13 protein-coding genes are annotated in these 15106 nt (G+C 42.3%); 6 read left to right on the forward strand and 7 right to left on the reverse strand.

The features are described from left to right. Positions 1-11: 11 nt before the first annotated feature. Positions 12-2852, reverse strand: a complete 2841-nt coding sequence (locus I2I04_RS08745) for a DEAD/DEAH box helicase (RefSeq protein ID WP_195654825.1) — start codon at positions 2850-2852, stop codon at positions 12-14. Between the two features lie 53 nt (positions 2853-2905). On the opposite strand from I2I04_RS08745, the gene mnmA reads away from it, so the two are divergent. Further along, positions 2906-4024: a tRNA 2-thiouridine(34) synthase MnmA gene (gene mnmA / locus I2I04_RS08750; protein ID WP_143256756.1), complete on the forward strand. Its 1119-nt coding sequence runs from the start codon at positions 2906-2908 to the stop codon at positions 4022-4024. A gap of 188 nt (positions 4025-4212) precedes the next feature. Here the strand turns inward: mnmA and I2I04_RS08755 are convergent, their stop codons facing one another. Next, a complete protein-coding gene (locus I2I04_RS08755; RefSeq protein WP_195470049.1) occupies positions 4213-5739 on the reverse strand; it encodes a GH3 auxin-responsive promoter family protein in 1527 nt (508 codons plus the stop codon). A 137-nt stretch (positions 5740-5876) separates the two neighbouring features. Between I2I04_RS08755 and I2I04_RS08760 the strand changes: the two genes are divergently transcribed. Beyond that, positions 5877-6887: an ATP-dependent 6-phosphofructokinase gene (locus I2I04_RS08760; RefSeq protein WP_143256758.1), complete on the forward strand. Its 1011-nt coding sequence runs from the start codon at positions 5877-5879 to the stop codon at positions 6885-6887. Here the strand turns inward: I2I04_RS08760 and rnc are convergent. From rnc to I2I04_RS08775, 3 genes are read right to left on the reverse strand one after another with little or no spacing between them, the layout of a single operon-like run. Continuing rightward, positions 6829-7794 carry a ribonuclease III gene (gene rnc / locus I2I04_RS08765; protein ID WP_195654826.1) on the reverse strand — a complete coding sequence of 322 codons (966 nt, stop codon included), beginning with the start codon at positions 7792-7794 and terminating at the stop codon, positions 6829-6831. The genes I2I04_RS08760 and rnc overlap by 59 nt on opposite strands. After that, complete coding sequence (gene fabF, locus I2I04_RS08770; protein WP_117809356.1) at positions 7760-9022, reverse strand: beta-ketoacyl-ACP synthase II; 1263 nt, start codon at positions 9020-9022, stop codon at positions 7760-7762. The genes rnc and fabF overlap by 35 nt, the downstream gene beginning before the upstream one ends. Positions 9023-9037: 15 nt before the next feature. Next, the gene (locus I2I04_RS08775; RefSeq protein WP_002558672.1) at positions 9038-9274 is read right to left on the reverse strand and encodes an acyl carrier protein; all 237 of its coding nucleotides are present in this window, start codon (positions 9272-9274) and stop codon (positions 9038-9040) included. A 98-nt stretch (positions 9275-9372) separates the two neighbouring features. Between I2I04_RS08775 and purN the strand changes: the two genes are divergently transcribed. Then, a complete protein-coding gene (gene purN, locus I2I04_RS08780; RefSeq protein ID WP_143256760.1) occupies positions 9373-9996 on the forward strand; it encodes a phosphoribosylglycinamide formyltransferase in 624 nt (207 codons plus the stop codon). On the opposite strand, the gene pdxB is transcribed toward purN, so the two are convergent. Continuing rightward, on the reverse strand, positions 9986-11026 hold the full coding sequence (gene pdxB, locus I2I04_RS08785) for a 4-phosphoerythronate dehydrogenase PdxB (protein ID WP_195654827.1): 1041 nt from the start codon (positions 11024-11026) through the stop codon (positions 9986-9988). The genes purN and pdxB overlap by 11 nt on opposite strands. 117 nt (positions 11027-11143) lie before the next feature. On the opposite strand from pdxB, the gene I2I04_RS08790 reads away from it, so the two are divergent. The 3 genes from I2I04_RS08790 (at position 11144) to I2I04_RS08800 (ending at position 13921) form a co-directional block, all read left to right on the forward strand. Continuing rightward, positions 11144-11749 carry a DUF4254 domain-containing protein gene (locus tag I2I04_RS08790; protein WP_195470051.1) on the forward strand — a complete coding sequence of 202 codons (606 nt, stop codon included), beginning with the start codon at positions 11144-11146 and terminating at the stop codon, positions 11747-11749. A gap of 3 nt (positions 11750-11752) precedes the next feature. Beyond that, positions 11753-12784, forward strand: coding sequence for a glycosyltransferase family 9 protein (locus I2I04_RS08795; protein ID WP_117809352.1), 1032 nt, complete (start codon positions 11753-11755; stop codon positions 12782-12784). 93 nt (positions 12785-12877) lie between these two features. Beyond that, complete coding sequence (locus tag I2I04_RS08800; protein ID WP_317192945.1) at positions 12878-13921, forward strand: glycosyltransferase family 1 protein; 1044 nt, start codon at positions 12878-12880, stop codon at positions 13919-13921. Here I2I04_RS08800 and I2I04_RS08805 read toward each other — a convergent pair. Next, entirely contained in the window at positions 13904-14962 is a 1059-nt protein-coding gene (locus tag I2I04_RS08805) for a glycosyltransferase family 9 protein (RefSeq protein ID WP_195654828.1), read from the reverse strand. The two genes, I2I04_RS08800 and I2I04_RS08805, sit on opposite strands and share 18 nt — an antisense overlap. Between the last annotated feature and the right edge of the window lie 144 nt (positions 14963-15106).

A 15106-nucleotide genomic window follows, 5' to 3' on the forward strand; every position in this document is an offset into this window, starting at 1 on the left:
TTTATGTATTATTAGAGTAAGTCTACCCATTGCTCATTGCTTAATATAGGCAATGATTCACTGTCGGCAACAAATGTTTCCGCCAGTTTTCGTTTCTCATCTTGCAGATGCAGAATCTTTTCCTCAATGCTGTTTTGTGTAATGAAGCGATAGGCAATCACTTGTTTGTCCTGACCGATGCGATGGGCACGGGCGATCGCTTGCGATTCGGCGGCAGGATTCCACCAGGGATCTATGATAAATACATAGTCGGCTTGCGTAAGATTGAGGCCCACACCTCCTGCTTTTAGTGAAATAAGGAATGCTTGAACATCTTTTTGTTCGGTGAAATGAGCAATTTCGGAGGGCCGATTGTTGGTTGCTCCTGTTAATAGGGCATATTTCCAACTCCGTTCTCGGAAAGCTTCGGCCAGTAGCTCCAGATGTCTGACGAATGAAGAGAAAATCAGGACCTTGTGGCCTTCACTTTGTAATGTATCGAATGTTTCGATTATCTGTGCGGTTTTTCCGGATGTTCCGGTATAATCAGGAAGAATGAGTTGCGGATGACAAGAGAGTTGTCGTAAACGCAAAATGCCATTTAGTACACTGAATGAATGGAGCCTGTTCGTACTTTGAGAGTGCTGGAGAAGTATGTTTCGCAGGCTGTTTTTCTCCTGTTCGTAATACGTGTTCTGCTCTTCAGTCATGTCACAGTAGATTGTTTCTTCGGTAAGTTCAGGAAGTTCCGGAGCTACCTCTTTCTTGCTTCTGCGGAGGATGAATGGGGCAATCAGTTGTTGTAACTGCACTTGTATGCGGGTGTTTCCCTGACGAATCGGCATTATGAACTGTTTTTGGAATGCGCTTTCCGTTCCCAGTAAGTTCGGTTGTATAAAATGAAATTGAGCCCACAGGTCCTTTAATGAATTTTCGATAGGAGTACCTGTCAGTACAAGCCGGTGTTTGCTTTGCAGTTGAATTGCCGACCGGAAGGTGAGCGATTCGCTATTCTTGATATTCTGACTTTCATCGAGCACGATGTATTCGAAACGGTAAGAACAGAGTGTATCAATGTTGTTTCTCATCATGCCATACGTAGTAAAGATCAAGTGAAAATGACCGAAGAATTTTTCCGGACGTTCCTTGTCTATAACCACGGTATTGTTGTATTCCGCCATTGAGAGCCCTGTAAAACGTTTGGCTTCCCGTCGCCAGTTGTGAAGTAGCGATGTGGGGACCACGATCAGAGTAGCGGGTTGTTTGGGAGCGGATGGCTTATATATGTACTGCAGCAGGGTAAGAGTCTGAAGCGTCTTCCCGAGTCCCATGTCATCTGCCAGGCATCCGCCAAATCCTTGTTTATACAGGTGTACCATCCACGAGAATCCTTTCAGCTGATAGGGGCGTAACGTTGCTTTAAGCGTTCTCGGTGCGGAAACGTTACGTATTTGCAGCTTCGCCGGGAATTTTTTAAGTCCATCCTCACCTAAAGCTGTCTGTACGGCACCTATAAATGTATGTTTCAGACGAATTCCTTTTTCTGTTTGTACTCCCATCTCCAGTAAGTTCGCATATTTGCTGAACCACTCTTCAGGCAGGAGAATCATACGGCCGTCAGGTAACAAGTACTCCCTCTTTTCTTCAAGAATATGCTTGCGGAAACGTGAAAAAGGAATACGCAGATTACCGATAACAACAGTGATGTACAGTTCAAACCAGTCAACCTCATCGTCGCAACTTTGCTCGATACGTATCTCATCCAGACAATAAAACGCATTTTCTATATTACTGATAAGGTGAAAGGATTGCTGCAACATCTCCCGGTGATTGTTGATCCATTCGACAATTGTCTTCTCGGGAACTGCGGGAGATAGTCGAAAGTGCGTGCCATTGAATTGCTGCAGACCGGCATTCGTTAAGAGTAGGACAGCTTGTTCTTCCACTGTAATATTACGTCGGAAAAAGCCGATTTCACCGGATGTTTTCCGATAAATGATTTTCTTCATTTCATTAGCACTATCCGGTGTGAATGTCTGGTCTCCATAGCGGAAGGCAAGTTGTAATGCTTGTCCGTTGTATGTGACATCTTCGAATGAAAGAACTGCTTCACAGGCACATTCTTCTTCAATAATGTTCAAACCGTGAGTCTCGATATCGTGATAGCGTGCAATCGGAATAACGATGTTGTCTATGTATTTTTCAATCTGTGAAGCGTCCACGCTAATCGATCTTTTTTTGGTGAAAGGTAAGATACGTGCGCTTTCAATATGCGGAAAGAAGTATAACTCCATTCCTAATAATAGGGTGGCCGGCGAGGAGGTCAGTACAACCACAGGTTTTAACTCATTCAAAGAGAACGGTTGCCCTTCATAATAACACTGCAACTGATAACGGAATGTTTTACTGTCAACATGAAACGTTACGCGAATTTCTACGTCATGAGGGTTTATATGATAAGCATGATGGGCGTATAAGATTTTACTGCCCGCTTGTTTCTGATAAAAAGGCAGTCCGTTTTCCCGTATCAACACCAGCATCTCCAACAATTTCTTTTCGATAAACGGGCGAATATTGTTTTTAATTCGTTCCGGATCTTCGGATAGCTTATGTAGAAAGCGTGATACTGTTTTTTCACGGGAGTAGAGACCCATCAAATACTTTTCTGTATAGTATGAAGCGATATCTATAGCTTGTCTTTCCGCTTCGCTCATTATGCTCATAGCTTCCGGAGAGGCGTGAAACGCTTGCTCCACTAATTGCAAGGTACCATCGTTCAGCCTTTCCACAATATACGGAATCAGCAATATGCCGAGTATCGGATGCTCTGTGAAAACGATTATAACTTGTCCGTTAGTTGGTCTCTCTTTCATTCTCTTTTATGCTTTAACTGACAAAGATACGGGAAAATACTTAATTTTGCAGCATGATAGAGGAAAACAAACGCGTATTGCTTGGAATGAGTGGCGGTACAGATAGCTCTGTTGCTGCTATGCGATTGCTGGAAGCCGGTTATGAAGTAATCGGGGTAACCTTCCGTTTTTATGAATTGAATGGTTCGACAGAGTACCTGGAAGATGCCCGTAATTTAGCAGAACGTTTAGGAATACGGCATATAACATACGATGCCCGTGAAATATTTGCCCGGCAGATTATTGAATATTTTGTGCAGGAATACCTGGCAGGACGTACTCCGGTCCCCTGTACATTGTGCAATAATTACCTGAAATGGCCTTTGCTTGCTAAAATTGCCGATGAAATGGGGATTTTTTATATTGCTACCGGGCATTATGCGCAGAATATACAACTAAATAAAACTTTTTATATAACATATGCTGCCGACTCGGATAAAGATCAAACCTTCTTTTTATGGGGATTGAAACAGGATATTCTTAATAGGATGTTGTTGCCGATGGGCGATATTACGAAAGTTGAAGCCCGTGCTTGGGCTGCTGAACATGGCTTTCGAAAGGTGGCAACCAAAAAGGATAGTATCGGTGTTTGTTTTTGTCCGATGGACTATCGGACCTTTTTAAAAGACTGGTTAGTCAGAAATGGTCAGACATCAATCAGCAATAACCAGACATCGGCCGGTGATAAACAAGCCTGGTCTGACAGAATCAGAAGAGGACGATTTGTCGATGAAAAGGGGAATTTTATTGCCTGGCATGAGGGCCATCCCTTTTATACTATTGGGCAGAGGCGCGGCTTAGGCATTCATCTGAATCGTCCTGTTTTTGTGAAAGAGATTGATCCGGAAAAGAATGAAGTGGTGTTGGCTTCTCTTTCATCGTTGGAAAAAACGGAAATGTGGTTGAAAGATTGGAATATTGTAAATCAGGAGCGTACTTTAGGACGCTCTGACATAATTGTGAAGATACGGTATCGCAAGCAGGAGAACCATGGTACGGTTACCATCACACCGGATCGCTTACTGCACGTGCAGCTGCACGAACCGCTAACTGCCATTGCTCCGGGACAGGCGGCTGCGTTCTATGGAGACGGATTACTATTAGGAGGAGGAATCATAGTCAACGCCCGGTAATTTTATATATAGGGAAGATAAACGCTCTGACGAGAGTGCGTTAAAACCAAACTTAGCTTGCTAATTGACATAACTTAGGCACGGATTATGCGAATTACAAGGAATTGGAGAGTTGTGTTGACACACCCTCCTTGTACAAGTATCTTTGTAATAGAGAAAACTTGTGGTGGCTATGTTTTGGCTTTTGGTTATTCTTCCGAATGAGTACTATTATTCAGCACCAGCATTGTTTCTATATATTCGCGTGTATTGCTTAATCTGGGGACTTTGTGTTGCCCTCCCAGTTTCCCTTTCTGCGCCAGCCAGTCATGGAACAATCCCTGACGGGCAACGATTACTTCCAATGGTTGCAAAGCAATATCTTTCCATCGTTTGGCTTCATAGTCAGAGTTAACCTCTTTCAGCGTAGCGTCAAGTATCGCGGCGAACTTTTCTACCGAATCCGGCATTTTGGCAAATTCTATTAACCACTGGTGCCTGCATTTTGCGTTCTTATCCATAAACACCGGCGCCGCAGAGTATTCGCAAATTTGTGCTCCAGTCTCGGCACAAGCCTTTGCCAAGCCTTTTTCAGCATTATCAACAATCAGTTCTTCACCAAATGCATTGATGAAATGCTTCGTTCTTCCCGTGATGACAAACTTATAGGGATTCTTGCTGGTAAACTTCACTGTATCACCAATCATGTATCTCCACAAACCACAGGAAGTAGAAATAACCATTGCATAGTTCTTGTTGAGCTCGACTTCTTCAAGACAATAAACCCGTGGATTTTCTTTTCCCACTTCCTCCAACGGAACAAATTCGTAGAAAATCCCATAGTCGATCATTAATAACATGGCAGGATCGGAAAGGTCGTTCTGGGTTCCGAAATATCCTTCCGAAGCATTGTAGGTCTCTACATAATGCATTTTAGGTGTTTTAATCACCTGTTTATATTGCTCACGATATGGCGTGAAAGCCACTCCACCGTGGAAGAAGACTTCCAGGTTAGGCCATACTTCTTCCAGAGCTTGCTTTCCTGTCTTTTCAAGGACACGTTTGATAAGTACCAGCATCCACGACGGTACGCCGGACAGACTTGTCACATTTACCGGAATGGTGCTGTTGGCGATTGCTTCTATCTTGGTTTCCCATTCGCTCATCAACGCAATTTTTTTGCTTGGTACACGAATGAAATTGATAAGCGGATTTACGTTTTGGATCAGAATAGCGGATAAATCTCCTACTAAACTATGATTGGAGTTGAGGTTCGGGCTATGGCTCCCTCCTAGAATCAGTCCCTTGCCAGAGAAGAAATGGCTATCCGGATTGATGCGGAAATAAAGAGCTGCCGCGTCTTTTCCTCCTCTGTAATGAATATCTTCCAAAGCTTCTTTGCTGACGGGAAGGAATTTACTTTTATCATTAGTCGTTCCGGAGGATTTTGCAAACCAGCGTATCTCCGATGGCCAAAGCAGATTCTGTTCCCCGGCTCGCAAACGTTCTACATACGGTTTGATTTCTTCGTATGTTTGGATAGGAACACGTTTACGGAAATCTTCATAGTTACGGATAGAGGAATAATCGTACTTTCTTCCCCATTCAGTTTGAGCGGCCTGGTGTATTAAGCGGCTTAACACACGATGCTGTATCTCACTAGCCTGACTAGCATATAAGTCTATTTGTTTTAAACGGGAATCGAAAGTCTTACTAATAATTTTTGTAATATTCATTTCTGCTTTAACATAATAATGTTTAGTCGTGCAAAAGTAACTTATTTATCTTTTTTTTCTATCTTTACGACGGAAATAATCGTTAAAAATAGACGAGTTTCATATAAATCCCGAGTTTTAGACTAAAAAATGCGACAATGAGAATTGGAATCTTAACATCCGGCGGGGACTGTCCCGGTATCAATGCCACGATTCGTGGCGTGTGCAAAACTGCCATCAATTATTACGGGATGGAAGTGGTAGGTATTCACAGCGGTTTTCAGGGCTTGCTGACTAAAGATGTCGAATCTATTACGGATAAGTCGCTTTCCGGTTTGCTCAATCTGGGTGGAACAATGTTAGGAACCTCTCGTGAGAAGCCTTTCAAAAAAGGTGGCGTTATCTCGGATGTTGACAAACCGTCTTTAATCCTTCAGAATATCCGGGAAATGGGACTCGATTGTGTCGTTTGTATCGGCGGAAATGGAACACAAAAGACTGCGGCGAAGTTCGCTGCGATGGGAGTGAATATCGTATCTGTGCCCAAAACTATTGATAATGATATTTGGGGTACAGACATCTCTTTTGGTTTCGACTCGGCAGTAAGTATTGCTACCGATGCTATCGACCGCTTACATTCCACCGCAAGTTCTCACAAAAGAGTGATGGTGATTGAAGTGATGGGGCATAAAGCGGGTTGGATTGCTTTGTATTCCGGTATGGCAGGAGGAGGAGATGTGATTCTTGTCCCCGAAATCGCTTATGACATTAAAAATATTGGTAATACGATTCTGGAGAGGCTGAAGAAGGGTAAACCTTATTCTATTGTAGTGGTAGCAGAAGGTATTCAGACTGACGGGCGCAAACGTGCTGCTGAATATATTGCGCAGGAGATTGAATATGAGACTGGTATAGAGACCCGTGAAACAGTTCTAGGGTATATTCAGCGTGGTGGTTCACCTACTCCTTTCGATCGTAATCTTTCTACCCGTATGGGCGGCCATGCGACAGAATTGATCGCCAATGGCGAATTCGGGCGTATGGTAGCTTTAAAAGGAGACGACATAGCATCTATCCCTCTTGAAGAAGTTGCAGGAAAACTGAAATTAGTTACTGAAGATCACGATTTGGTGATTCAGGGGCGTCGCATGGGGATTTGCTTTGGCTAGTCTCTGTCTCTGCGGTTTCTGTGGTAAGTTGTACCATAGAAATTTCATTATCGGGGATGTTTTCTTCTGAGACATTCTCCGGTTCTGTTGCAGTTACTGAATGTTGTGCTTTGATCTCTTCGATGGTTGACATAAATTCGGGCTCCTTTACTTTCCTTATAGCCATTTGGGCGGCATTCTGCTGAGACTCTTTCTTGGAATATCCCGTACCTGTTCCTGCCGGAAGCCCTTCAATGCGTACTTCGGTTTGGAAAACAGGATTGCTGTCATGATCGAGGAACTGCTCGATTAACTCAAAGGAAACCTTCATCTTGTTTTTTTGGCTCCACTCAATAAGTTTGGATTTGAAGTTGACCTCTTTTCGGGATATTTTATCCAGGTCGATGTAGTGGTTGATAATCCGTTGTTCCATAAACTGTTTGCAACGTTCATACCCCTGATCCAGATAAATAGCTCCGATAAATGCCTCAAAAGCATTTCCGTACATGTAACTGTTGTGAGAAGAAGAGCGGGTAGAATACTTTATGAGTTTGTCCAAACCGATTTCAACGGCCAACTTATTCAAAGTCTCCCGTTGTACGATCTTAGAACGTGTGTTGGTCAAGAAACCTTCCCTTTTCCCTTCAAAACGTTTATAGACAATATCTCCTACGATGGCGTCGAGGATGGCGTCACCTAAAAACTCCAGTCGTTCATTGTTGAGGGGACGTCCCTTGTCGGAGCGGACAGAAGTCGATTTGTGCAGGAGAGCCTGCTCATAAAGCTGGATATTGCGCGGGTAGAACCCGAGTATCCGGTAAAAACAAAGATAAGACTCTCTATCCTTGCGGAACAAGAGCCTTATCTTATCTATTTCATTACGTAACACGATATTACTCTGCGTATTTCTTGAAGATAACGCACGCATTGTGACCGCCAAATCCAAATGTATTGGACAGGGCAACATTAACTTCGCGTTTCTGTGCTTTATTGAACGTGAAATTAAGGTTATAGTCGATGTTCTCGTCGTTGTCACCTTCTTCGTGGTTGATAGTCGGAGGAACAATGCCGTTCTTGATAGCAAGGATACTTGCAATAGATTCTACCGCACCGGCAGCTCCCAGCAAGTGACCTGTCATTGATTTTGTTGAACTGATGTTCAACTCGAACGCATGATCACCGAATACTTCCTTGATTGCTTTTGCTTCTGAAATATCACCAACCGGAGTAGATGTACCGTGTACATTGATATAATCTACTTCTTTCGGATCCATTTCCGCATCTTCCAGTGCATTTCTCATCACTAATTTCGCTCCCAGACCTTCCGGATGAGAAGCTGTCAGGTGATGTGCATCTGCAGACATACCTACACCGGCAACTTCTGCATAGATTTTTGCACCGCGAGCTTTAGCGTGTTCCAGTTCTTCCAGGATCAGGCAACCGCCACCTTCGCCCATAACGAAGCCATCACGGCTTGCGCTAAACGGACGTGAAGCTTTAGAAGCTTCGTCGTTGCGTGTTGACAATGCGTGCATAGCGTTGAAACCGCCCACACCTGCCGGGAAGATCGCAGCTTCCGAACCACCGGATACAATCACGTTTGCTTTACCCAGACGAATCAGGTTGAAAGCATCTGCAATAGCATTGGTTGAAGTAGCACATGCTGAACAAGTCGCGTAGTTAGGACCATGGAAACCATACATGATAGAAATCTGTCCGGCTGCAATATCCGAAATCATCTTTGGAATGAAGAACGGATTAAATTTCGGACCCATTTCCTGACGAGTGTAGTAGTTGCCTACCTCTTCTTCAAATGTATGTATACCACCAATACCGGCGCCGAAAATAACACCGATTTTGTTCAAGTCTTCTTTCTCGACATCAAGACCGGAATCACTCACCGCTTCTTTGGCAACAGCGATGGCATATTGAGTATACAGGTCCATCTTTCTTGCTTCTTTGCGGTCTATGTATTTCGTTGCATCGAAGTTTTTCACTTCGCATGCGAATTGGGTCTTGAATAACGACGCATCAAAATGAGTAATAGGCCCTGCTCCACTAACCCCGTTCACAATGTTTTCCCAAAACTCGGGAACGCTGTTGCCAACGGGAGTAATGGCGCCAAGGCCTGTTACTACCACTCTTTTTAATTCCATATTGATGAAATCGAATTACTTAGCGTGTTCTTCGATATAAGATACAGCATCACCTACAGTACCAATCTTTTCTGCTTGGTCATCAGGAATAGAGATACCGAATTCTTTTTCGAATTCCATGATAAGTTCTACAGTGTCAAGAGAATCTGCTCCCAGGTCGTTAGTGAAGCTTGCTTCGGTTGTAACTTCTGATTCTTCTACGCCTAATTTATCAACGATAATCGCTTTTACTCTTGATGCAATTTCAGACATAACTTTAAGTTTTTAATTAATAATTAGTTTTATTTCTTTAAATTTGCGGTGCAAAGGAATGAATATTTATCGTTTTGCGCAAATATTTGACTAAATAAATGCAAAGTTTTGCACATTTTTCACTGTTTTGTGCATCGAATTTGAGAGTTATGAAGAAAAACATCGCAATTTTTGCTTCCGGTTCCGGTTCAAATGCCGAGAATATTATCCGGTATTTCCAAAAAAACGATTCCGTTCAGGTTTCGTTGGTGCTTTCTAATAAAAGTGATGCCTATGTTTTGGAACGTGCGCATCGTTTGGGAGTGCCTTCTAACGTGTTTCCAAAGGAGGACTGGATAGCCGGAGATGAAATATTGGCTATTTTGCAGGAGTATCGTATCGACTTTGTCGTACTGGCTGGCTTTCTGGTTCGTGTGCCTGACTTGCTTTTGCATGCTTATCCCGATAAAATTATAAATATACATCCTGCTCTTCTGCCGAAGTTCGGGGGAAGGGGAATGTATGGTGATCGGGTTCATGAAGCGGTAGTGGCTGCTGGTGAAAAGGAAAGCGGTATCACTATACATTATATAAATGAGCATTATGACGAAGGAAATGCAATCTTCCAGGCTACCTGTCCTGTTCTTCCGACAGATTCTCCGGATGATGTAGCCAAGAAAGTGCATGCCTTGGAATATGAACACTTCCCGCAAGTCATAGAGCAAGTATTACTTAATACTTAATTAAATAAGCTGTCTCTTCTCGTCGTAAAGGATAATCCCCGCGTAAGGTTTCGAATAGTTCCGGTTGATTTTTCAATCGGGTACTGTCTTCGACAGGATTATACATTTGGAGGATTGCTTCTTCATGGTTTTTGGCATGTATAATAGGAGAGGCCGGTGCCGGTGCATTTATATTATAATCACCTTCTATTTGGAAGAATTTGCAAATAGCATCCAGTGACATGCGTGTGGCGTTTGCTTTTCCATCGGCAGAATAACCCGCAATGTGGGGAGTGCCAATAAATACTTTTTCCAATAACTCACGGTTGATTTCCGGTTCATGTTCCCATACATCAATGATGGCATCCGAGATGGTCCGACTCTCCAAGGCTTTTAAAAGAGCATCAGTGTCAATGACCTCTCCTCGTGAAGTATTAATGATAACCGGTCTTTGTTTGAGTGACCGGAAGAAACTCTCATCTGCCAGGTGGAAGGTTTTATATTTCCCTTCCTTATATAAAGGTACGTGAAAGGTAATGATATCACATTCTTCTGCTATTTTATTTAGTGAGACGAACTGCTCTGTTCCTTCTTTTTCCTCCCGTGGCAAATCATTCAGTAAAACGCGCATACCAAAATTCCGGGCAACTTTAGCGACTTTACTCCCTACGTTTCCCACTCCTATGATTCCAATCGTCAGTTCGTTTAACTTTTTGTTTCTGCAAGATTTCCACACCAGAAGCGATGACTGTATATATTGGGCGACAGAAGCAGAGTTACATCCCGGAGCATTTGTCCATTCTATACCTGCATGTTTGCAATACTCTGTATCAATGTGATCGAAACCAATAGTTGCCGTCGCTATGAATCTCACCCGACTACCTTCCAATAAATCCCGGTTGCAATGTGTGCGGGTACGGACAATAAGTGCGTCTGCATCCCGTACGAGCTCCGGAGTGAAATCTTTCCCCGGTATATAAACCACCTCATCGGCTATTTTCTGAACCGCTTCTTTTATATAAGGTATTTTATTGTCGATAATAATTTTCATATACAATTCATCTTTTATACCCACAAAGGTAACAAATAAAAAAGTAAGAAACGGTTGCTTGTCTGAAAAATATTACATAGATTTGCCCTATTATATATCTATTAGCTAGTTAAGATTATGACATTTAGTAACCTTTGCAACGAGATTTTTTGGAAATCGACAACAGATTACCATGTAACAGATAGTGTGGATGCTCCGATGAACAATCCTTACGAGTTGAAAACTATTGAGTATTATTTGTATCTAAAGAACTGGATTGATGCTGTGCAATGGCATTTTGAGGATATTATCCGTGACCCGCAGATTGATCCGGTAGAAGCATTGGCTTTGAAAAGAAGAATTGATAAATCAAATCAGGATCGTACAGACTTGGTGGAATTAATTGATAGCTACTTCTTAGACAAATACAAAGAGGTAAAACCTCTCTCTGACGCAACGATCAATACAGAAAGTCCTGCATGGGCTATTGACCGCTTGTCAATTCTTGCATTGAAAATTTACCACATGCAGCAGGAAGTGGAACGTACGGATACCACAGAGGAACACCGTGCTCAATGTCAGGCTAAGCTGAATATTCTGCTGGAACAACGTAAAGACCTCTCTGCGGCTATTGAGCAGTTGTTGGCTGATATCGAAGCCGGGAGAAAGTATATGAAAGTATATAAACAGATGAAGATGTATAATGACCCGGCATTGAATCCGGTGCTTTATGCTAAAAAATAACGAATGGCGCGTATTCTCATTATTCGTTTTTCAGCTCTTGGCGATGTAGCCATGACAATTCCGGTAATACATTCGCTGGCTGTTCAATATCCGCAGCACGAAATAACAGTGTTAAGTCGTGCTGTATGGCAGCCGCTCTTTCAGGGGCTGCCTGCGAATGTAGGCTTTGTCGGAGCTGACTTAACAGGCAAACACAAGGGACTTTGGGGCTTGAATAGCCTTTATTCAGAATTGAAAGCCATGCATTTCGATTACATCGCAGATTTTCATCATGTGCTTCGTTCAAAATATTTATGTCTGCGATTCCGTCTTGCCAATAAACCGGTAGCTTCCATATGTAAGGGAAGGGCAGGTAAAAAGAAACTGGTTCGTCGTCACGATAAGGTGATGGAGAATCAGAAGAGTTCTTTTCGCCGTTATGCCGATGTGCTTGAGAAGCTCGGTTTGCCGGTTTTATTAAATTTTTCTTCTATTTATGGTGAAGGAAAAGGCAACTTTGCGGAGATAGAGCCAGTCACAGGACCTAAAGAAGATCAAAAATGGATTGGTATAGCTCCTTTTGCCAAACACAGAGGTAAAATTTATCCGTTAGAGTTACAGGAGCAAGTTATAGCACATTTTGCAGCTAATCCGCAAGTGAAAGTTTTTCTTTTTGGAGGTGGCAAAAACGAGCAGGAAGTGTTTGACGCATGGATTGCTAAATATCCTTCTGTTGTTTCAATGATAGGTAAGCTGAATATGCGTACCGAGCTGAATCTGATGAGTCATTTGGATGTGATGCTTTCGATGGATTCTGCCAATATGCATTTGGCATCCTTGGTCAATATTCCGGTTGTTTCTGTTTGGGGAGCAACTCATCCTTATGCTGGTTTTATGGGCTGGAAGCAATTGCCGGTCAATACCGTGCAGCTTGATTTATCATGTCGTCCCTGCTCTGTATATGGACAGAAGCCTTGCTGGCGTGGTGATTATGCCTGTTTAAGAGATATAAAGCCAGAACAGGTTATTGCAAAAATAGAAGGGATTGTCGGCTGATATTTGCAGGAATTCAATTTAGTTGTTTTTTGAGTCGAAAGAGCGTAGAATCAAATAATGATGGAAAAAGAGATACAATGAAAGAAAAAGGTACTGATAGATCTTACAAATTATGGTAGTCTAACAGCTGGTTTCGGACAGATTGCGGCCAACTATGCGGCCGCTTTTTCGTCTATGTCGGTAGAGGATCTTCATTTTGTATATTTGTTGAGACAGAAATATATGCAGGAATTTGGTCCGAATGTGACCTCTGTTCCGGTACGTCGTATCAATAAATTTTTCCCTTTTACTCTTCCTAAAGTAGATGTATGGCATGCGGTGAATCAGCAGCGGAAGTTGTTGCGTATTGCCGGTGGTACAAAGTTTATCTTTACTATACATGACTTTAATTTCTTAACGGAGAAAAAGCCTTGGAAGGCTAAAATGTATCTTCGCCGGATGCAGAATAAAGTCAATAAGGCCGCCGTAGTCACAACGATTTCTCATTATGTAGCAGATGTCATTCGCCAACATATAGATTTGAAGGGAAAAGAGATTCGAGTCATCTATAATGGGGTGGAAAGGATCGATATGTTGGAAGGAACCCAACCCTCTTTCGCAACGGGACGTCCCTTCTTTTTTACGATTGGACAAATCCGTAGAAAAAAGAATTTCCATCTTCTGGTTGACGTAATGCGCCATTTCCCGGAATATGATTTATATATTTGTGGGGATGCCCATTTCGCTTATGCTGAAGAAGTGCGTAGCTTGATTCGTGAGAAGCAAGTCACTAATGTGTTTTTGACAGATGTAATCACTCAAAGTGAAAAGATATGGCTGTATCGGAACTGTGAGGCGTTCCTGTTTCCTAGTGAAGGAGAAGGCTTTGGACTTCCTGTGGTGGAAGCTATGCAGTTTGGAAAGGCTGTATTTGCTGCTAATCGCACTAGTTTACCGGAAGTTTGTAATGGACATGCCATCATGTGGGAACATTTGGATGCAGAATCTATGGTGCAAAGTATCCGGGAACATTTGCCTGATTTCTATAAAGATGAAGAACGCTTGACCAGAATGAAAGAACATGCAGCTTCATTCAGTTATGAGAAGCATATACAAGCTTATCTTGATTTATATCGCGAGTTAGCTCAGTTGCGTTAATGTCGAAATTAATTGCTCGTATACCTTTTCTGGAGTGATTAATGCAAAACGTTCCTCATAAGTTAATGTCGCTTGTTGTTCCGGCGGAAGAATGTCGTCGGGACTAATTCCTCGGGCAAGTACGGAATTTACAGGTAACCACATTGATTTGGAAGCGCTTGGTGAATAAATAGCGAATGAAGGGATTTCGAGGGCTTGAGCAATGTGCCGGGCTCCTCCTTCGTTTCCGAAATAAAATGAGCAGTTGGCGCAAAGTGCGGCTAGCTGTCGTAATGAAGAGGCTTGTATGTCGATCTTGATGCGTTCCGGACATCCCAATTCCTTGTAGATATTTCTTGCATCTTCTTCTTCATACCCCGGTGCATAGTTGAAGATCATTTGTATGTCCTTGTATTCTTCCAATATTCTTTTAAGTGTGGCTATCATGAACTCCGTATTCCATTTTTTATGGAGGAGCTTAGTGGTGACTCCTATTAGGAATACAGGGCGCGCGAAATCTATCCCCTCCTTTTCCATATAATATCGAAAGTCTTTTTTCTCCTGGTCAGTGAGGTATAACCTGAATTCTTTTGTATATTGAATAGGCTTGATTTTCTCTAATGGCGCTGCAAGCAATAGGTTGCGTTCTACCATATCAATTGTCAGACTATTGCTGTAAGTGTCTGCCCGATAATTTAATAGGAAACGTGTATATCCCTTGATGCGCCCTATCCGGAAAGGAGTTTTTAATGAAAAAAGAGAGAAAAAAAGAGTCCGGATCGTAGAGCGCATATCGATGATGACATCGTATTTGTTTTGGTGCGTCACTTGCCATACTTTTTTTATGTAAGCAGTGAATGGTTTATTCTCATTCTTGTCAAATGTAATAACCTTATCTATGTCCGGATGACCCTCATAGAGCGATGCTATATTTTTATTAAGCACAAAATGTATTTCTGCATCGGGAAAACTTTTTTTCAGTGTACTGCACAATGCAACAGTTAGAATAGAGTCTCCTATTTGTCTAAATCGAATAATCAGAATTTTTTTGATTGGTTTCATGCTTAACTTCTTTATGCTTTTTTATCGTGCAAACATAGCTAAAAAAAAGCATTTATGTCTAAATATAAATGAAAAGAAAAAAGAAAAAACGGCTAAAGTTGTTCGCAACAGTACTTATATGTATAGAGAGTTAGCCAATCTTTG

The sequence above is a fragment of the Bacteroides sp. 1001136B_160425_E2 genome (assembly GCF_015559655.1).
GTDB lineage: Bacteria > Bacteroidota > Bacteroidia > Bacteroidales > Bacteroidaceae > Bacteroides > Bacteroides luhongzhouii.